This is a genomic window from Arthrobacter sp. SPG23 (assembly GCF_000876655.1).
In the GTDB taxonomy this organism is placed as follows: Bacteria; Actinomycetota; Actinomycetes; order Actinomycetales; family Micrococcaceae; genus Arthrobacter.
The window spans coordinates 23,898-42,457 of the sequence record NZ_JYCN01000014.1; the positions used below are offsets into that span (position 1 = coordinate 23,898).

The window sequence follows — 18,560 nt, forward strand, 5'->3', positions numbered from 1 at the left end:
GATGTCCAATGCATGGTCATTCGAAACCCGCCAGATCCACGCCGGCCAGGAGCCGGACAGCGCCACCGGCGCCAGGGCCTTGCCCATCTACCAGACGACGTCGTTCGTCTTCCCCAGCGCCGAAAGCGCCGCCAACCGTTTCGCGCTGGCCGAACTGGCGCCCATCTACACGCGTATCGGCAACCCCACCCAGGATGCGGTGGAGCAGCGCGTGGCCAGCCTTGAGGGTGGACTGGCAGCGCTGCTGCTCAGCTCGGGACAGGCTGCGGAGACGTTCGCCATCCTCAACGTGGCCGAGGCCGGCGACCATGTGGTGGCGAGCCCCAGCCTCTATGGCGGCACGTACAACCTGCTGGCCCACACCCTGAAGAAGTTCGGCATCTCCGTGACGTTCGTGGAGGACCCGGACAACCTCCAGCAGTGGAAGGACGCCGTCCGGCCGAACACCAAGCTCTTCTTCGCCGAAGTGGTGTCCAACCCCCGCCAGGACGTCCTGGATATCGAGGGCGTCTCCCGCGCCGCCCACGAGGCAGGCGTCCCGCTGATCGTGGACAACACGCTGTCCACCCCATATCTCATCCGGCCCCTGGAATGGGGCGCCGACATCGTGGTCCACTCGGCAACGAAGTACCTTGGCGGGCACGGCAGCGCCATCGCCGGTGTGATCGTGGACTCGGGCAACTTTGATTTCGGCAAGGATCCGGAGAAGTTCCCGGGGTTCAACACTCCGGACCCCACCTACAACGGGCTTGTCTACGCGCGGGACCTCGGCGCCGGGGGCGCCCTGGGCGCGAATCTTTCCTACATCCTCAAGGCCCGCGTCCAGCTTCTGCGTGACCTGGGTTCAGCGGTTTCCCCGTTCAACGCCTTTCTTATCGCCCAGGGCTTGGAAACGCTGAGCCTGCGCGTTGAGCGCCACGTGGCCAATGCGGTGAGTGTCGCGGAGTGGCTGGAGGCGAGGGCCGACGTCGAATCCGTGGCCTATGCGGGCCTGCCGTCCAGCCCCTGGTACGAGCGCGGCCGCAAGTACGGGCCCAAGGGCACCGGCGCGATCGTGTCCTTCAACATCGCCGGCGGGGCGGAGGCCGGCAAACGGTTTGTGGACGCGCTGGAACTGCACTCCCATGTGGCAAACATCGGTGACGTGCGCTCGCTGGTCATCCATCCGGCGTCGACCACGCACAGCCAGTTGACTGCGGAACAGCAGGCGGTGGCGGGGGTGACACCGGGCCTGGTCCGCCTCTCGGTGGGGCTCGAGCACATCGATGACATCATCGCCGACCTCGACGCCGGTTTCCGCGCAGCCAAGGGCGACTGAACACTGTGACCCCCGGCGCCCGACGCCGGGGGTCACATTGCTGTCACATTCTTCGCCATTGCGGGGACGCATTTCGTACACTCTTTACAGGTCATGAGTGCCAGCGACAGCCCCGGCTTGCTGGCCGGCAACCCTCCTTACGCGGCGGGGTGCCCCGGGTGAAGACCTGGCCTGCCGGCCAGTTGGCGGCGGGCAAGCGCGAAGAAGAGGTCCTCAGATGACGATTGCCGTCACCCGCAGTGGTGTACCCGAAACAACCAGTGTCCCCGATGGAACCGTCAGGTTCCTGGACATAGGCGGACTCGACCTGGAGGCCGGCGGCCGCCTGCCGGACGTCACGCTCGCCTACGAAACGTGGGGAACACTCAACGCCGACCGCTCCAACGCCGTGCTGGTGCAGCATGCCCTGACCGGCAGCACGCACGTCACCAGGGGAGCAAGCGATGAGGTGGGCTGGTGGGAGCAGCTTGCCGGCCCCGGAGCCCCGGTTGATACGGACAAGTACTTCGTGGTCTCCATCAATATCCTGGGCGGTTGCTACGGCTCCACCGGGCCCTCCACTCCCGCTCCGGACGGCAAGCCATGGGGCTCGCGCTTCCCCCTGGTGACCCTGCGCGACACAACGGCGGCCGAGGCCCGGCTGGCAGATGCCCTGGGCATCGACAGCTGGTACGCCGTCCTGGGAGGATCACTGGGCGGGGCCCGCGCGCTCGAATGGGCCGTGAGCTACCCGGACCGCGTCCGGCGCTGTGCCGTGATCTCCATCGGCGCCAGCAGTACTGCCGAGCAGATCGCCTTTGCCCAGGCGCAGACCCTCGCCATCCGCCAGGACGCCAACTTCAATGACGGCGACTACTACGGCGGCCCGGAACCTGAGGCAGGCCTGGCCCTGGCGCGCAGGATTGCGCACATCACGTACCGCTCCGCCGACGAGCTCGAAGCCCGGTTCGGCCGGAGCGCCCAGGGTGGCGAAGCGCCCCTCCAGGCAGTGTCGCTGGGGGAGCGCGGCCGGTACCAGGTGGAGAGCTACCTCGATCACCAGGGCACCAAGCTGGTCCGCCGCTTCGACGCCAACAGCTACATCGCCATCACCGAAGCGCTCATGAGCCACGACGTGGGCCGGGGGCGCGGCCCGCTCAAGGAAGCGCTGGCGCGTGCCAAGGCCGAGTTCTTCCTCGCCGCCGTCAATACCGACCGGCTGTATTTTCCCGCGCAGTCCCACGAACTCGCGGCTGCACTCCCGGGCGATGTGCCGGTGCACGTCATTGAAGCGCCCATCGGCCACGACGGATTCCTGACCGAAATCGGCCAGCTTAACGCTCAGCTGAGGCAGAACTTTTTCGCCTAGCCCGTCGGCTCAATGTGCATTTATGCAGAGCGGTTCTGCAGAAAATGGCGTTGAGCCTGCGGCAATGTGAGTCCATACTCTAGGGGACCGGCGCGTTGGTGGTGCACATCACACGCGGCCGCTACGGAATGGTCCACATGGTGTCGACGGAGACGCCGAAGGAGTTCACAATGAGCACACAAAACTCCGCCGCAAGGCGCGCAGATGAGACTGACGTCAAGGCCTCAGGGCTAAAGAAGGTGGTAACGGCCTCAATGGCCGGCACCGTCGTTGAGTGGTATGAGTTCTTCCTCTACGCCTCAGCGGCCACCCTGGTTTTTGGCAAGACATTCTTCCCCAATTCCGGCACGGAGCTCGATGGCATCATTGCCGCCTTCCTCACGTACGCGGTGGGCTTCGTCGCCCGACCCATCGGCGGCATCGTCTTCGGCCACTTCGGCGACAAATTCGGCCGGAAGCAGCTGCTCCAGCTCAGCATCATCCTGGTGGGCGTCTCCACGTTCCTGATGGGCTGCCTGCCGACCTTCCAGCAGATCGGCTACTGGGCTCCTGCCCTCCTGGTCTTCCTGCGCTTCGCCCAGGGCTTCGCCGTCGGCGGTGAATGGGGCGGTGCCGTCCTGCTCGTTGCCGAGCACAGCCCGAGCAAGTCCCGCGGCTTCTGGGCCAGCTGGCCGCAGTCCGCTGTACCCCTGGGCAACCTGCTCGCCACCGCAGTGCTCTTCACGTTGTCCTCCACACTGTCCTCCGCCGACTTCCTCGGCTGGGGCTGGCGCGTGGCCTTCTGGCTCTCCGCTGTGATCGTGCTGGTTGGCTACTACATCCGGACCAAGGTCACCGACGCCCCCATCTTCCTCGAAGCGCAGAAGGAAGTCACCGTCGAAAAGAAGGGCTACGGCGTCGCCGAAGTGTTCCGCCGCTACCCGCGCGGCGTCTTCACCGCCATGGGCCTGCGCTTCGCGGAGAACATCCTGTACTACCTCGTGGTCACCTTCTCCATCACGTACCTGAAGGTGGTTGTCCAGACGGACACCTCCCGGATCCTCCTGCTGCTGCTCGTGGCTCACGTCGTCCACTTCTCAGTGGTGCCGATGGTCGGGAAGCTCTCCGACGCCTTCGGCCGCAAGCCCGTCTACATGGCCGGTGCAATCCTGGGCGGTACCTGGGGCTTCTTCGCCTTCCCGATGATGGACACCAAGAACGATCTGGTCATTCTCGCCGCCATCACCATCGGCCTGCTCTTCCACGCACTGATGTACGCCGGCCAGCCGGCCATCATGGCCGAGATGTTCCCCACCCGGATGCGCTACTCCGGCGTTTCCCTGGGCTACCAGGTCACCTCGATCGTGGCCGGTTCAATGGCCCCGATCATTGCCACCGCGCTGCTGAGCCAGTTCAAATCCTCCACCCCGGTGGCCGTCTACCTGCTCGGTGCGTGCCTGGTCACGATGGTGGCGGTGTACTTCCTTAAGGAAACCCGCGGGATCTCACTGCACGACGTCGACGCCGCCGATGCCCAGGGCACCGCGGACCTCCTTGCCGCCAGCAAGAAGTAACGGCAGGAACCAGTGCCCATGCAAGCTGCAGTCCTCTACTCCACCGTCCCCGCCGGAACCAGCTACACCGAAGCACGCCCGCTCGTGGTGCAGGAACTTGACCGGCCTGAACCCCGCGCCGGCGAGCTGGGGGTGGCCATCACCTACTCCAGCCTGTGCCACTCGGATCTGTCGGTGGTGGACGGCTCCCGGGTCCGGCCGCTCCCCATGGCACTCGGGCATGAGGCCGTCGGCCGGGTGGTGGCAGTGGGAGAGGGCATCAGCGACGTCTCGGCGGGCGACCATGTTGTGCTCGTCTTCGTCCCCAGCTGCGGCGACTGCCGCGCGTGCCGCTCCGGGCGCCCGGCCCTGTGCCACCGCGCCGCCGAGGTCAACGGCTCCGGCGACCTGCTGCACGGGGAGGCGCTGCTGCGGACGCCGTCGGGGGAACGGATCAGCCACCACCTCGGGGTGTCGGCCTTTGCGGACTACGCCGTGGTGGCGCGCGAATCAGTAGTGGTGATCGACGACGACGTCCCGGACACCGTCGCTGCCATGTTCGGCTGCGCTGTGCTCACCGGAATGGGCGCCGTGCTGAACACGGCGGCGGTCACCGCCGGGCAGTCGGTGGCAGTCTTCGGGCTCGGCGCAGTCGGGCTATCGTCCGTGATGGCGGCATCCCTGGCCGGCGCCGCCGCCGTCATTGCCATCGACCCCAATGAGGGCAAGCACCAGCTCGCCCGGGACTGCGGCGCCACGGCAGTGGGAACTCCCGACGACGCAGCCCGGCTGGTTGCCGAGGCGACCGGCGACGGCGTGGACGTCGCCGTCGAGGCCGTGGGTTCCGCCGGGGTGATCGCCTCGTGCCTTGACCTCGTCACGCGCGGCGGCGCCGTCGTCTCCGTCGGGCTGCCGAAACCCTCAGCGGAACTGACCGTAGGAGCCCTGCAGTTCGCCGGAGCAGGGAAGCGGCTCCTGGGCTCCTACATGGGGGATGCCGTCCCGGAGCGGGATATTCCGCTGTATCTTGACCACTGGCGCGCCGGACGGCTTCCGGTGGAACTGCTGCACACGGATACCAGGCCGCTCGCGGAGATCAACGAAGGCCTTGACGCCCTGGCCGCCGGAAAGGTGGTCCGCCGGCTGTTCCAGGCGTAGTGTCAGGGCCGGCGTCGTGTCAGGCCGCCAGGATGTCCCGGCGGCCTGACACTTCCGCCTTGAGCGCCTCCACCACGGCCCGGACAGACGCCGAACGCAGCGACTCGGGACGCGCCACCGCCCAGATGGGGAGCTGGCGCTGGAACAGCTCAGGCAGGACGGGAACGAAGTCCGGCTTGTCCGCCACCATGAAGTTCGGCAGCAGGCCGATGCCCGCGCCGTGCCTGACCGCCTCCACCTGGGCGAAGACGCTGGTGGCCTGGAAGCTGGATTTTGGCGCGGGCAGCTGCGAGGACCGGTGGCCCAGTTCCGCCACCTGCAAAGCCGACTCCACGTAGGAGACAAAGCCGTGCTCGCGGACGTCATCCAGGGCCGCGGGCAGCCCGCGGGACCGGACATAGCCCGGGCTGGCATAGAGCCGCAGGAAGTAGTTCGTGAGGAAGATGGGCTGCACGTTGGTGACCTCCATCCGGCCCACCACCACCTCCAGGTCCACGCCGGAACGGTTCTGGCTGACCTTTCGCGTGGCGCTGAGCATCTCGATGTCCAGCAACGGGTTCTCCTGCTGCAGTCGCACCAGTGCCGGGGCTACGAATTCCGCCCCGAACCCGTCGGACGTGCTGATCCGGACCATACCGGACAGTGAGTGTTCGCCGTCGCCGATGGTGCCGGCAAGGGACCCGAGCGTCGCCTCGATAGCTTCAGCCGCGGCAACGGCCCGGTTGCCCAGTTCCGTCAGTTCCCAGCCGTGCGGGCTGCGCTCCAGTGTCCGGCCGCCCAGCTGCTTGTCCAATGCCAGGATCCGGCGGGAAATGGTGGTGTGAGTGGTGCCCAGCGTCTCTGCCACGGCATTGAACCGGCCCAGCCTGGCCACGGTCAACAGGATCAGCAGGTCATCAGGGCTCGGCAACCGGCTCACGTCCACTTATTCACGTCCATCTCTCCGGTTCCAAGCGCGGCTTTCCCAAGTCATGTGCATCAATGCACATGCTCTCTGTAATTTTTCCCCTTGATTGCACTCTAACAGGGTGTGATGGTGGACACGGAACCTCCAGCAATACCGGCTGGTACTCGAAGCAAAGGAGCTTTAGCCATGGCAGTAGTCGCTTGGATCGGTCTCGGAAACATGGGTGGGTCCATGTCATCAAACCTGGCGAAGGCCGGTCATGACGTCCGCGGATTCGACCTTAACCCCGAGGCGGTCGCAGCCGCGGAAGCCGGCGGCGTGAAGCCCGTGGGCAGCATCGCCGCGGCGGTGAACGGTGCCGACGTCGTGTTCACCATGCTGCCGAAGGGCGAACACGCCCGGGCCGTGTACCTGGGGGAGGACGGCGTCCTGGCCCATGCGGACACGCGTACGCTGCTGGTGGATTCCTCCACCATCGACATCGCCTCCGCCCAGGCACTGCACGACGCCGCCTCTGCCGCCGGCTTCCGTTTCGTGGACGCCCCCGTCTCGGGCGGCATGAGCGGGGCGAAGGCGGGGACCTTGACATTCATGATCGGCGGCCAGGCGGACGCGGTGGCCGAAGCCACGGAATACATCCGTCCGATGGCCTCTAACATCATTCCCACCGGCGGCGCCACCACGGGGCAGGCGGCGAAGATCTGCAACAACCTGATGCTCTTCATCAACCTTGCTTCCACGGCCGAAGGTGCGGTGCTCGCCGAGCGGCTGGGCCTGGACAAGCAGGTCTTCTGGGACATCGCCTCGGTGTCCTCGGGTGACAGCTGGGCGCTGCGCACCTGGTACCCGGTAGCCGGCGTGGTCCCCACCGCGGCCTCCAACAACGACTTCGCCCCGACCTTCACCACCGAGCTCGCGAACAAGGACATCGGCCTGGCCATCAGTGCCGCCCGCGACACCGGCACCCCGCTGGAAATCGGCGAGCACGTGCAGACGCTCTTCCAGCGCCTCATCGACTCCGGGCAGTCCGGCAAGGACTGCTCCATGATCATCAAACTCGTCGACGGCTCGCTCGAGACCTCCAACTAACCGCAGCCTGCTTCACGAATAGGACTTTCCCATGGAACGCATTCCGCACTTCATCAACGGCGCCCTGGTCAGCGACGCCGACCGTTTCGGCCCCGTCTTCAACCCCGCCACCGGCGCGCAGGACAAAGAGGTAGCACTGGCCTCAGCATCCCGGGTGGAAGAAGCCATCGCGGCCGCCCAGGCTGCCCTGCCAGGCTGGCGGGCCACCAGCCTGGCCAAGCGCACCAACATTTTCTTCCGGGTCCGGGAACTGCTGACGCAGCGGAAGTCGGAGCTGGCCGCCATTCTCACCAGCGAGCACGGCAAGGTGCTTTCCGACGCCGAGGGCGAGATCTCCCGCGGCCTTGAAAACATCGAGTTCGCCACGGGCCTCTCGCACATGCTCAAGGGCGAACGTTCGGAGCAGGTGTCCAGCGGCGTGGACGTGCATTCAGTGCGCCAGCCGGTGGGCGTGGTCGCCTGCATCACCCCGTTCAACTTCCCCGCCATGGTTCCGCTGTGGATGATCGGCAGCGCGCTGGCCTGCGGCAACACCGTCCTCCTCAAGCCAAGCGAGAAGGACCCGTCGTCGGCCGTTTTCATCGCCCAGGTCTTCGCGGAGGCAGGCCTGCCGCCGGGCGTCCTTAACGTGGTCCACGGTGACAAGGAGGCCGTGGACGTCCTGCTGGAACACCCCGGCGTCAAGGCTGTCAGCTTTGTGGGGTCCACTCCGATCGCGCAGTCCATCTACAAGCGGGCTGCGGACCACGGCAAGCGGGTCCAGGCGCTGGGCGGTGCCAAGAACCACATGGTGGTCCTGCCGGACGCAGACCTGGACATGGCCGCGGACGCCGCCGTGTCAGCCGCCTACGGCTCCGCGGGGGAACGGTGCATGGCGGTGTCCGTGCTGGTGGCGGTGGGCAACATTGCCGACGACCTGGTGAAGGCCATTTCCACCCGCATGGCGGACCTCAAGATCGGTCCCGGTACGGATCCGGCCTCGCAGATGGGCCCCCTCATCACCAAGGAACACCGGGACAGGGTTGCTTCCTACGTGGCCGGGGCAGCGGACGAGGGCGCCACTGTGGTGGTGGACGGGCGCGAGCAGGCCTTCGACTCGGACGGCTTCTTCATCGGGGTCAGCCTGGTGGACCACGTCAAGCCGGGCATGAAAGTGTACGACGACGAAATCTTCGGCCCCGTGCTTTCGGTGGTCCGCGCTGAAAGCTACAGCGACGCCGTCAGGCTGGTGAACGACAACGAGTTCGGCAACGGCGTGGCCATCTTCACGCGCGACGGCGGCGCGGCGCGCCAGTTCGAGTTCGACGTCGAGGCCGGCATGGTGGGCGTCAACGTGCCCATCCCGGTTCCGGTGGGGACGTTCTCGTTCGGCGGCTGGAAGAACTCGCTGTTCGGCGACACCCACATGTACGGCCCGGACAGCATCCGCTTCTACACCCGCGGCAAAGTGGTGACCACCCGCTGGCCGGACCCGTCCACCTCGGTGATCGACCTGGGCTTCCCGCAGGTGGACTAAGCGCCGGCCGTTCAAGCCGGAATCGTCCGGGTTGTCTGCCCGGGGCCACTAAAAATGTCAGTGGTCCCGGGCAGACTTTAGCTATGGAAGGTAATCGCGGGCCGGGTGAGGCTTCGGACGAGACAGGCCGCGGGATCACGGTCAGGGACCTCATTGGTCTCTTGGCCGCGATCCGCCCCTGCAACGACAGTGCCGCCCTGATTGACCAGCTACGGGATCTGGAGGATTTGAAGTCGGCCGCTGCCGCGATGCAGGCCCGCGCGTCGGTGGCGTTCGATGTCCAGCAGCGCTGCGCCCAGACTGAGGCCGGGCTTCCGGCAGATGAACTCGGCAAAGGCGTCGCCGCCCAGATCGCTTTGGCCCGTGGTGAATCGCCCGCCCGCGGCGGACGCTTGCTCGGCATGGCGAAAGCCCTGGTGACGGAGATGCCCCACACCCTGGCGGCCCTCCGGATGGGACAGCTCAATGAGTGGCGCGCCACGCTGCTGGTGAAGGAAACCGCCTGCCTGTCCGCGGCGGACCGGTGCGCCGTTGATGATCAGCTCGCCGCAGACACCGGTACCCTGGCCGGCGCCGGCGACCGGACCATTATCGCGGCAGCCCGGACAGCGGCCTATCGGCTGGACCCCCACTCCGTGGTCGACCGTGCCCGCAAAGCCGTTGCCGACCGGCACGTGAGCCTTCGTCCGGCTCCGGACACCATGTGCTACTTGACCGCACTGCTCCCGGTCACTGCCGGCGTGGCCGTCCACGCTGCGCTCACGCGGCAGGCGGACACCCTGCGCTCGGCCGGAGACACCCGCTCCCGCGGACAGATCATGGCCGATGACCTCGTCGACCGGATCACGGGCACCTCCGGGGGGATCAGCGGCATCGAGATCCAGCTCGTGATGACCGACCGCACTCTCTTCCAAGGGGACAGCGAACCGGCGAGGCTGCCCGGATACGGCGTGGTCCCTGCCGGGTGGGCCAGGGCCGCGGTTGCAGGGTTGCAGCAAGAAGGGGGCGGCCAGCGTGACGCGGCGTTGACTACCTGGCTGCGCAGGCTCTACACCGCTCCGGGGACGGGGAGCTGGTGGGGATGGATTCCCGTGCCAGGATCTTCCCGGACGGGCTGCGCCGTTTCATCCAAGCCCGGGATGACACATGCCGCACGCCCTACTGCGATGCGCCGATCCGCCACCACGACCACATTGTGGTGTGGCACCACGGAGGAGCCACCAGCCACAGCAACGGCAGCGGTCTCTGCGAATCCTGTAACTACGCCAAAGAATCTCCCGGTTGGCATACCGAACCAAGGCCTGGGCCACGGCACACCCTGCAGGTCCAGACACCGACCGGGCATACGTACCGGTCGACCGCCCCGCTGCTGCCCGGGACATCATTACCCGGCACGCCATCGCCGCTGAGCCGTCGCCAGAGACGAGAACTTCTGCACCGCGCCAAGATCCTGAAACGCTCCCGGCTAGATGGCTCGGTGGCCGCCTGAGGACAGGCCGCTGCAGGGAACCGGCGAACCCGAAGGGAACCGGCATTGCTAGGAGTAAACGGGAAAGGGAACGACTAACCGTTCATGATCTCGTCACGCCGGGCCATGTATTCCTCCATGGCGATTTCGCCGTTGCTGTACTGCTGGTCAAGCTCCGCCAGTTTCCGTGCGCGGAAACCCTGAGGGGCCGACGGCGGCGGGGGAGTAACCGGGGCGGATGGCTGCTGCGGCTGCTGGCGTGACCGGTTGGCCGGATACTCGGGGCTGTCCTCGTAGGGCACCTGTCCGGTGCCGCCGGGGGCGGGATAGCCGGGAGTGTGGTGGCCCGGATTCTGGTAACCGGGAGCCGGGTAGCCGGGGTTCGGGTAGGGCTGGTCGAGCGGGGGCTGCTGCCCGCCGCCGAGCTGCCGGAAGCCGCCGCCAAAGTAGTCCTGCTGGGTGTAGCCGTCACGAGGCTGGTTGTTTGGCCGGCCCGGCTGCTGCCCGGGGAACTGGCCAGGATACTGCCCGTTGAAATCCTGGTTTTGGTTCCTGCCCCGGACTGACTTCCGGTACATGCGCATGGCGAAGGGAATCAGGAACGACAGGATGATGATCCAGAAGAACACGTTGCTCACGGTGGAGGGCCTCTCAGAAGTGTCCCTTCAGTTTAACCCCTGGCTCAACACCGGCATTGGACCGCGGCAGCCAGACGGCTTCGTTCCGCCTACTTCCGCACTCCGCCTACTTCCGCACTGCGCCTACTTCCGCACCGTGGGGATCCCCAGAAAGGCGCCGTATGCGGCAACGGTTTCATCGATCGCATGGCTGGTGTCCCGCTCAGCGGCGGCGTCGGGTTCGGGCCCGGTGCGGATGTCCAGCTCACAGCGTCCGCCGGCCAGGTCGTGGCGCCAGGAGCCGATCATTTGGCCGTCCATCAGTACGACATGCATCGGAGTGTCCCGCTCCGGACGCGCCGGGGCGGTGCCGCCCAGGAAATACCGCGTCCGTGAATAGCCCATGACGTATTCGTCATAGCACTGGATCAGGTCAATCCGGTGTCCTCCGCTCTCCGCGTCATGTCCGGGTGCGGCGTCTGCCGGCCCACCGGGTCCGGGTTCCGCGGAACTGAAATGGAACTCCATATCGTCCAGCACCGCGGTCCCCAACGCAGCAGAATCAGCTTCCAGCGTCAGGCCCAGCCCGAGCCGGACGTCCGTGACAGTGAGCCCGGACCAGTCTGCACAATCCTTCACGGTGGCCGGTCCGCGGCTGAGGAAGTAGCGCCTCACCAGCTCCGCCAGGGCCGCGGGGCGGTCGGCGGGGCCGCCGGGCATCACCGGAACGCGTTCCTCGAAGAGTGCATAGGTCTGTTTGAGCGTGCCGCCGGCGCTGCGCACGGGCGTTCCGCTAGTCAGTACCCCGCTGATCTCCGCGTGCATGATCAGGTAGGCGAGTTCCAGGCCCCTGTCCGCGAAGCCGCTGAGCCGCAGTGCAGCGGCCAACTGCTCCCGGGTTTTGTGGGCGCCGCCGGCCACGGCCTCGGCGAGGACCCGGGCGCTCCGGGCCGCCGCCCCGGCATCGATGCCGGCCTGGCGGTACATACCCGCGTTTTTCCGGTGCAGCCGGGGCGCCGACAGCATTAGCAGCCAGCGGAGGTCGTCGCGGTGCACAAAATGCCAGGTGGGCCGCAGGATGTGCGTCCGGAGGATCCGGCCGTCAGCCACGGCTTGTTCGACGTCGGCGGCGGAGGCTCCGGCAGTGCGCTGCGCCAGCGACCAGCGGGCGTAGGAAAATTCCTGCGACTGGACGGCCAGGAGGTTTTTCACCGCCGCTTCGGCGGAAACCGCCCGGGGAGGGCGGAGCTGCTGCCGGCTAAGCCTCAGCCTGACGACGTCGTCGGCGTGCACGCGCCCCTACCCCTGTTCGGACTCTATTCCCGCTGCCTCGCCCGAGCCCAGCGGCATCCCTGGACCAAAGACCGGACCGGGCGTTGGCCGCTTGGCCGTGACGCCGTCGCCGGAGGACTGGTGGCGAAGCCGCCGGACGACCCAGGGCACAAAGTATTCACGCGCCCACACAAGGTCCCCGGACCGCGCCTCGCGCCAGCTGCGCTGGGGCAGGGGCTTGGGCGAGAGCGGTTCCAGGGTGTGCTGGATGTTGAGCGAATCGAGCACCATGGCCGCGATGGTGTGATGGCCGAGGGGAGAGAAGTGCAGGCGGTCCTGGTCCCACATCTGCGGATCGCTGAGCTGGCGAAGCGACCACATGTCGGCGATAACGGCGTCGTGCCGCGCCGCCACCGTGCGGAGGTTCTCGTTGTAGATCGCGATCTTGCTGCGGACCCTGCCCAGGACGGACGAACCGGTGTCCGGGCCGTTGAACAGCACTACGGTGGCACCGCCCAGACTGAGGATGTGCACCACGGAATCCAGCTTTTCGGCCAATGCGTCAGGGTCCCCGCCGGGCCGGATGAGGTCGTTGCCCCCTGCCGAAAGCGTCACCAGGTCCGGCTTGAGGGCCAGGCACGGCGCCAGCTGCTGGTCAACGATCTGTCCCAGGAGCCGGCCCCTCACGGCGAGGTTGGCGTAGGCGAAATCGCTGTGCCCCCGGCTGAGTTCTTCGGCCACCCGGTCAGCCCAGCCGCGGTGCCCGCCCTGGCTTCCCGCTTCCGGGTCGCCGATGCCCTCGGTAAACGAATCACCCATGGCGACATAACGGCCCCAGGGGTGGGTATCAACGGTGTCCTGCGGGTTCGGAATGGCTTCAGTTTCGCTCACGTTTCCATCCTGCCTCGTGAGGCTAAAGCTACGCCACCGTAGGTTGTTACCGGGCGGTAACTGCAAGAATGGTTCCATGACTGAAGCCGACGTTTCCACTGCCCCTGTTGTCCTGTGGTCCACTCCCGACGAAGAACGCTCGGGAAAGCCACTGCTGGTTCTGCTGCACGGCTATGGTGCCAACGAACAGGACCTGCTCAGCCTGGCCGAGCTGTTGCCCGGCGATTTCGCGGTGGCATCCGTCCGTGCCCCCATCGCCATGGGCCCGGGGTTCACCTGGTTTCCCCTGACGGACTCCGCCGACTACTCCCTTGACGCGGTCAAGGAGGCCGCCGCCTTTGTTCTGGAATGGCTCGACGGCGTCAAGGGCGACCACCCGTCCGTCACCCTGCTCGGGTTCTCCATGGGAATGGCGATGGCCACCACCCTGCTGAGGCAGCGCCCCGCGGACTTCGCCGCCGTCGTCGGGCTTTCCGGCTTTGTGGTGAACGCCGGCGGGGACCCGAGTTTCCGCGACGACGAACTGGACGGCACCGTCCCGCTGTTCTGGGGCCGCGACCAGCAGGATCCCGTCATCACCCAGGACAAGATCGAATACACCATGGGCTGGGTCCGCAAGCACGTGAAGCTGACAAAGGTGCTCTACGCAGGGATGTGGCACGGGATCAACCAGCAGGAGATCGGCCACGTTTCCGAATTCCTCACCCACGAGGTGTTGAAGAAGTAGTCCCTCCGTGGCCAGCCGCGGACGGTCAGCCGGAAAGGTCAGGAAGCGGCGGGTGTGAGAATCCGCACGGTCCGGCCATTCACGGTGACGGTGTCGCCGTGGTGCAGCTGCCGGCCGCGGCGGTCGTCGATTTCGCCGTTGACCTTGACGAGCCCGTTCCTGATCAGCTCCGCGGCCTCGACGCCGTCCTCCACGAGGCTGGCCAGCTTCAGGAGCTGGCCCAGGCGGATCATGTCGTCGCGGATGGGGATCTCTTCGATTTCCGGGTTGCTCATACAAGCAATGATGCCTGACGTAAGGTGAATCCAGTGACCCATGCACCCCGTCTCCCACTCATTGCAGGACTGCCGCTGGCTGTAGCCGCCGGACTCGCCATCCCCGTCCAGGGCCGCATAAACGGTGCGCTGGGTGCCCGGTTGAACGATGGCATCGCCGCGGCCGTGGTGAGCTTCACCACGGGACTCATCGTGATGGTCCTGGTCTCGCTGGTCCTGCCGCGGGGACGCCGCGGGCTGGCGCAGATCCTGCCCGCCCTGCGGGAACGCCGTTTTCCGCCGGTCTACGTGATGGCCGGCGGCATCGGGGCCTTCTTCGTCTTTGCGCAGTCCTTCACCGTGGGATTGCTGGGCGTGGCGCTGTTTACCGTGGCCACCGTCACCGGGCAGACCCTGAGCGGGCTGCTGGTGGACCGGCTCGGCATCGGGCCCGCCGGCAAGAAGTCCGTCACCGGCATCCGCGTCCTGGGCACCGTGCTGACCATCGCCGCCGTCGCATGGGCTGTGTCCCCACGGTTCGGCGGCGCGGGTGCCGGCGGAGGGGCGGAGCCGGCCCAGCTGCTCCTGCCGGTTCTCCTGCCTGTTATTGCCGGGTTCCTGATGAGTTTCCAGCAGGCAATGAACGGGACCGCCACGGTGCATTACGGCTCACCGATCGCGGCCACGCTGGTGAATTTCATCTCGGGCGCCATAGTGCTCTGGCTCGCGTGGCTGATCAAGCTGGCTGTGGCCGGGGCAGGCAATGGGCTGCCCCCGGAATGGTGGTACTACCTGGGCGGTCCCATGGGCTGCGCATTCATCGGGCTGGGCGCACTGCTGGTCCGGAGCCTGGGCGTACTGGTCACCGGACTGGGCATGATTGCGGGGCAGTTGCTGGGTTCGCTGGGCCTGGACCTTGCCTTTCCCGCCCCCGGCACTGTGGTGGCCCTGCCCACCGTCCTCGGCACCGTCCTGACCCTCGGCGCGATAGTCCTGGCCACCCTTCCGTGGCCGCGCGGCGCCCTCAAGCGGCAGCCGGGCCGGTAGGCTAGGACACGCAGCTTCCTGCACATTCTTTCCTTCGTACCGCCCCGCCCGGCACCAGCCAGGCACAGGGGCCTAGAAACCGCGCGGACCGCACCCAGCGGCCCTGTAGAAATTGGAGTTCCCCATGGCAGCAAAATCCGTTCTCGACCAGGTCATCTCCCTCTCCAAGAGGAGGGGCTTCGTTTTCCAGGCCGGTGAAATCTACGGTGGCTCCCGTTCTGCCTGGGACTACGGGCCCCTCGGAGCCGAGCTGAAGGAAAACATCAAGCGCCAGTGGTGGCAGTCCGTGGTCCGCGGCCGCGAGGACGTGGTGGGGCTGGACTCCTCCGTCATCCTTCCCCGCCAGGTCTGGGAAGCCTCCGGCCACGTGGAGGTCTTCTCCGATCCCCTGGTGGAGTGCCTTTCCTGCCACAAGCGCTACCGGGCCGACCACCTCGAAGAAGAGTACGAGGAAAAGAAGGGCCGTCCGGCCGAAAACGGCCTGAAGGACATCGCCTGCGCGAACTGCGGCACCCGCGGTGAATGGACCGAGCCCCAGGAATTCTCCGGCCTGCTCAAGACCTTCCTCGGCCCGGTGGCCAACGAGGAAGGCATGCACTACCTGCGCCCGGAAACCGCACAGGGCATCTTCGTGAACTTCAACAACGTGCTCACCACCTCCCGGAAGAAGCCGCCGTTCGGCATCGGCCAGATCGGCAAGTCCTTCCGCAACGAGATCACGCCCGGAAACTTCATCTTCCGCACCCGTGAGTTCGAGCAGATGGAAATGGAATTCTTCGTGGAGCCGGGCACGGACGAGCAGTGGCACCAGTACTGGATGAAGGAACGCATGGACTGGTACACCGGCCTGGGCCTCAAAGCCGAAAACCTGCGTTTCTTCGAGCACCCGCTGGAGAAGCTGAGCCACTACTCCAAGGGCACCACGGACATCGAATACCGCTTCGGCTTCCAGGGCTCCGAGTGGGGCGAGCTGGAAGGCATTGCCAACCGCACGGACTTCGACCTCTCCACGCACTCCAAGGCTTCCGGCCACGACTTGAGCTACTTCAACCAGGCCACCAACGAGCGCTACACCCCGTACGTGATCGAACCGGCGGCAGGCCTGACCCGTTCCTTCATGGCGTTCCTCATCGACGCCTACACCGAGGACGAGGCCCCCAACGCGAAGGGCGGCGTGGACGTCCGTACCGTGCTGAAGCTGGACCCGCGCCTGGCCCCCGTCAAGGCCGCTGTGCTGCCGCTGAGCCGAAACGAGGACCTGTCCCCGAAGGCGAAGGCCCTGGGCGCCCAGCTCCGCAAGAACTGGAACATCGACTTCGACGACGCCGGCGCCATCGGCCGCCGCTACCGCCGCCAGGATGAGATCGGCACCCCGTTCTGCATCACCGTGGACTTCGACACCCTCGAGGACCAGGCCGTGACCATCCGCGAACGCGACACCATGAGCCAGGAACGCGTCTCCCTGGACAAGGTGGAAGGCTACCTGGCCGCACGGCTGATCGGCGCCTGAGCATGGCCATCGAATACCGCGAATGGCGTGAGGGCGACGACCTTGCACTGCTCGAACTGTGGGGCGGCCCGGAGACCGAGCAGGCACGGCAGTTCCGCGGCACCCTGGCGCCCTCGGGCAACTCGCCGTGGCGCCGCTGCATCGTGGCCGAGGACGTCGTCGACGGCGTGGCCATCCCGGTGGCGGCCGCCGTCGTCCACGAAGCCTCCCTCCACCCCGAGCGGCTCTGGGCCTACATCGAGGTGGCAAAGGACCACCGACGCGCCGGTGTTGGTTCCACGCTGCTGACCATGCTCCGGCACGAGGCGGGCCGGGCGCCGTCGGGCGTGTCCAGGCTGCGGACCAAGGTGGAACCGGGCACTCCCGGGGCCGCCTTCGCCGAAGCTGCCGGGCTGGTTCCCATCCAGCGCTCACGCCTCGTTGTGGTTGAACCCGGCGCGCTCAAGCTGCCGGTCTTCGGCGACGGCTCTGAGGCGGCTGCTTCGGAGCAGATCGAAGACCTTGCCACAGGATCGGTCGAACTCAGCGACGTGGTGGGCCGCTACTACACGGCTGTTCACGGCTGGGACAGCCCGGGCGAACTGAGCATCGGCACGGTGCAGCGGTTGTTCCTCGATGAACTCAGCGGGGCGCACGGAGCCATTGTGCTGCGGGCACCGAAGGCCAGCGCGTTCGGCCAGGGCGTCCCGGCCAGCAGGAAGGGCCGGCTCGAGGCGTTTGCCATCAGCTACGCGGAGCTGGCCCCCGCCGGCGGGAACGCGGCGGCCGACGGCGCAGGCTCTGCGTCGGGGCAGCCCACGGATGTGTTCGTCGGCCATGAGCCGAAGCTGTCCGGGGAGGAGGCCCGCGCTGCCGTCCGCGACCTGCTGGCGCTCATCGCGTTCCAGCACCCCGTGGTGCTGGAACTGGACGACTCAATGACTGCCCTGCGCGCCGTCGTCGAACCTTTGCTGGAGGACGGCAAGGCCAGCCTCCGGGGCACCGAAACCCTGGTGGTTTCCGACCCCGCCTAGGACCCCCAAACGGCAGGCCCGCAGTAGTCCGCTACTGCGGGCCTGCCTGCTTAAGCTTTCTGTGGGCCGCGCCGTCCCCCTGGGCGCCGGGGCCCTTCGGCCTGATCCAGCCGCTGGCGTTCCTCTTCCGTGGGGGCCCCGCCACCCAAATGCGCGGGCATCCACCATGCCCCGGGCCGCGGGGTGAGCGGAAAGTCCTTGATTGCAGTGTCGATCCCGGCCTGCAGGACCATCCTGAGCTGTTCGGTGGCAGCATCGGCGTCCTGGGCAGGGTCCGGCAAGTCCGCGGGCAGCAGCGGCTCGCCCACATGGATCCGTACCGGCGCGCGCCAGGCGCGGCGCGGTGAGAACCCGTGGTGCCGGGTCATCAGGCGGTGGCCGCCCCACACCGAGACCGGAATGATCGGCACGCCGGCCTCTGCCGCCATCCGTACGGCTCCGGTCTTGCAGTGGCGGACCGTGAAGCTGCGGCTCACCCCTGCTTCAGGAAGGATGGCGATGTATTCGCCTTCGCGCAGTTTAGCGACCGCTGCGTCGTAGGCGCCGCTGCCGGGACCGTAGGGGACCACAACGTGCCCGGCGGCGCTGATGGCAGGACCAGCCAGCCAGTGGTCGGCCGCGCCCTGGGTGACGAGGTAGCGCATCTCGGCACGGTTGTTCCACCACAGGAGCAGCTCCGCAAAGGCAAAATCCAGGTACCCGAAATGGGTGATGGCAACCACGGCCCCCTCACCCGGCACCACCCGGCGGGACGGGCCGTTGAGCGGTCCCGGCAACGGCAGGTGTTCGCGGCCCGAGACAATGACGCGGATCAGGAAGAGCCGGCGCAGCGCCAGCCCGGTGCGGACGATGAAGCGGTAGAAGCGGTCGTTCGGCTGCGGCCGCCATGCCAT

16 protein-coding genes, 1 pseudogene and 1 riboswitch are annotated in these 18,560 nt (G+C 67.0%); of the genes and pseudogenes, 11 read left to right on the plus strand and 6 right to left on the minus strand.

Annotation, left to right across the window (positions count from 1 at the left end; translation table 11 throughout):
- The first annotated feature begins 1 nt into the window (after nt 1).
- The 4 genes from TV39_RS06820 (at nt 2) to TV39_RS06835 (ending at nt 5,356) form a co-directional block, all read left to right on the plus strand.
- Nucleotides 2-1,318 (plus strand): bifunctional o-acetylhomoserine/o-acetylserine sulfhydrylase, encoded by a 1,317-nt coding sequence (locus TV39_RS06820; protein ID WP_043479969.1) that lies wholly within the window; start codon nt 2-4, stop codon nt 1,316-1,318.
- Nucleotides 1,319-1,407: 89 nt separating this feature from the next.
- Nucleotides 1,408-1,523: riboswitch (SAM riboswitch) on the plus strand.
- A gap of 12 nt (nt 1,524-1,535) precedes the next feature.
- The gene (gene metX, locus TV39_RS06825; protein ID WP_200890970.1) at nt 1,536-2,666 is read left to right on the plus strand and encodes a homoserine O-acetyltransferase MetX; all 1,131 of its coding nucleotides are present in this window, start codon (nt 1,536-1,538) and stop codon (nt 2,664-2,666) included.
- Between the two features lie 170 nt (nt 2,667-2,836).
- On the plus strand, nt 2,837-4,219 hold the full coding sequence (locus TV39_RS06830) for an MFS transporter (protein ID WP_043480251.1): 1,383 nt from the start codon (nt 2,837-2,839) through the stop codon (nt 4,217-4,219).
- 18 nt (nt 4,220-4,237) lie between these two features.
- On the plus strand, nt 4,238-5,356 hold the full coding sequence (locus tag TV39_RS06835) for an alcohol dehydrogenase catalytic domain-containing protein (protein WP_043479971.1): 1,119 nt from the start codon (nt 4,238-4,240) through the stop codon (nt 5,354-5,356).
- A gap of 19 nt (nt 5,357-5,375) precedes the next feature.
- On the opposite strand, the gene TV39_RS06840 is transcribed toward TV39_RS06835, so the two are convergent.
- Entirely contained in the window at nt 5,376-6,275 is a 900-nt protein-coding gene (locus tag TV39_RS06840; protein ID WP_043480253.1) for a LysR family transcriptional regulator, read from the minus strand.
- 174 nt (nt 6,276-6,449) lie between these two features.
- Here TV39_RS06840 and mmsB point away from each other — a divergent pair, with 174 nt between their 5' ends.
- The 3 genes and pseudogenes from mmsB (at nt 6,450) to TV39_RS06855 (ending at nt 10,357) form a co-directional block, all read left to right on the plus strand.
- Nucleotides 6,450-7,352 (plus strand): 3-hydroxyisobutyrate dehydrogenase, encoded by a 903-nt coding sequence (gene mmsB, locus TV39_RS06845; protein ID WP_043479972.1) that lies wholly within the window; start codon nt 6,450-6,452, stop codon nt 7,350-7,352.
- 31 nt (nt 7,353-7,383) lie between these two features.
- Complete coding sequence (locus TV39_RS06850) at nt 7,384-8,868, plus strand: CoA-acylating methylmalonate-semialdehyde dehydrogenase (protein WP_043479974.1); 1,485 nt, start codon at nt 7,384-7,386, stop codon at nt 8,866-8,868.
- A gap of 83 nt (nt 8,869-8,951) precedes the next feature.
- Nucleotides 8,952-10,357 (plus strand): annotated as a pseudogene (locus tag TV39_RS06855) (DUF222 domain-containing protein).
- Nucleotides 10,358-10,431: 74 nt separating this feature from the next.
- Here TV39_RS06855 and TV39_RS06860 read toward each other — a convergent pair.
- From TV39_RS06860 to TV39_RS06870, 3 genes are all read right to left on the minus strand, one after another.
- Entirely contained in the window at nt 10,432-10,974 is a 543-nt protein-coding gene (locus TV39_RS06860) for a hypothetical protein (protein WP_043479976.1), read from the minus strand.
- A gap of 123 nt (nt 10,975-11,097) precedes the next feature.
- A complete protein-coding gene (locus TV39_RS06865) occupies nt 11,098-12,246 on the minus strand; it encodes a winged helix DNA-binding domain-containing protein (RefSeq protein ID WP_043479977.1) in 1,149 nt (382 codons plus the stop codon).
- 6 nt (nt 12,247-12,252) lie between these two features.
- Nucleotides 12,253-13,044, minus strand: a complete 792-nt coding sequence (locus TV39_RS06870; protein WP_235347304.1) for an SGNH/GDSL hydrolase family protein — start codon at nt 13,042-13,044, stop codon at nt 12,253-12,255.
- A gap of 148 nt (nt 13,045-13,192) precedes the next feature.
- On the opposite strand from TV39_RS06870, the gene TV39_RS06875 reads away from it, so the two are divergent.
- On the plus strand, nt 13,193-13,843 hold the full coding sequence (locus tag TV39_RS06875) for an alpha/beta hydrolase (RefSeq protein ID WP_043479980.1): 651 nt from the start codon (nt 13,193-13,195) through the stop codon (nt 13,841-13,843).
- Nucleotides 13,844-13,881: 38 nt separating this feature from the next.
- Here TV39_RS06875 and TV39_RS06880 read toward each other — a convergent pair whose 3' ends face one another.
- Nucleotides 13,882-14,118, minus strand: a complete 237-nt coding sequence (locus TV39_RS06880) for an RNA-binding S4 domain-containing protein (protein WP_043479982.1) — start codon at nt 14,116-14,118, stop codon at nt 13,882-13,884.
- Nucleotides 14,119-14,151: 33 nt separating this feature from the next.
- Here TV39_RS06880 and TV39_RS06885 point away from each other — a divergent pair, with 33 nt between their 5' ends.
- From TV39_RS06885 to TV39_RS06895, 3 genes are all read left to right on the plus strand, one after another.
- On the plus strand, nt 14,152-15,144 hold the full coding sequence (locus TV39_RS06885; RefSeq protein WP_043479984.1) for a DMT family transporter: 993 nt from the start codon (nt 14,152-14,154) through the stop codon (nt 15,142-15,144).
- A 124-nt stretch (nt 15,145-15,268) separates the two neighbouring features.
- Nucleotides 15,269-16,654 carry a glycine--tRNA ligase gene (locus TV39_RS06890; protein WP_043479986.1) on the plus strand — a complete coding sequence of 462 codons (1,386 nt, stop codon included), beginning with the start codon at nt 15,269-15,271 and terminating at the stop codon, nt 16,652-16,654.
- 2 nt (nt 16,655-16,656) lie between these two features.
- Nucleotides 16,657-17,667, plus strand: a complete 1,011-nt coding sequence (locus TV39_RS06895; protein ID WP_043479988.1) for an N-acetyltransferase — start codon at nt 16,657-16,659, stop codon at nt 17,665-17,667.
- Between the two features lie 50 nt (nt 17,668-17,717).
- On the opposite strand, the gene TV39_RS06900 is transcribed toward TV39_RS06895, so the two are convergent.
- A complete protein-coding gene (locus TV39_RS06900; protein ID WP_043479989.1) occupies nt 17,718-18,560 on the minus strand; it encodes a lysophospholipid acyltransferase family protein in 843 nt (280 codons plus the stop codon).

Bases quoted from the DNA above. Each gene is read 5' to 3' on its own strand.
- TV39_RS06820 (WP_043479969.1), top strand. From the start codon at position 2: ATGTCCAATGCATGGTCATTCGAAACCCGCCAGATCCACGCCGGCCAG.
- metX (WP_200890970.1), top strand. From the start codon at position 1,536: ATGACGATTGCCGTCACCCGCAGTGGTGTACCCGAAACAACCAGTGTC.
- TV39_RS06830 (WP_043480251.1), top strand. From the start codon at position 2,837: ATGAGCACACAAAACTCCGCCGCAAGGCGCGCAGATGAGACTGACGTC.
- TV39_RS06835 (WP_043479971.1), top strand. From the start codon at position 4,238: ATGCAAGCTGCAGTCCTCTACTCCACCGTCCCCGCCGGAACCAGCTAC.
- mmsB (WP_043479972.1), top strand. From the start codon at position 6,450: ATGGCAGTAGTCGCTTGGATCGGTCTCGGAAACATGGGTGGGTCCATG.
- TV39_RS06850 (WP_043479974.1), top strand. From the start codon at position 7,384: ATGGAACGCATTCCGCACTTCATCAACGGCGCCCTGGTCAGCGACGCC.
- TV39_RS06870 (WP_235347304.1), bottom strand. From the start codon at position 13,044: ATGGGTGATTCGTTTACCGAGGGCATCGGCGACCCGGAAGCGGGAAGC.
- TV39_RS06875 (WP_043479980.1), top strand. From the start codon at position 13,193: ATGACTGAAGCCGACGTTTCCACTGCCCCTGTTGTCCTGTGGTCCACT.
- TV39_RS06880 (WP_043479982.1), bottom strand. From the start codon at position 14,118: ATGAGCAACCCGGAAATCGAAGAGATCCCCATCCGCGACGACATGATC.
- TV39_RS06890 (WP_043479986.1), top strand. From the start codon at position 15,269: ATGGCAGCAAAATCCGTTCTCGACCAGGTCATCTCCCTCTCCAAGAGG.
- TV39_RS06895 (WP_043479988.1), top strand. From the start codon at position 16,657: ATGGCCATCGAATACCGCGAATGGCGTGAGGGCGACGACCTTGCACTG.
- TV39_RS06900 (WP_043479989.1), bottom strand. From the start codon at position 18,560: ATGGCATGGCGGCCGCAGCCGAACGACCGCTTCTACCGCTTCATCGTC.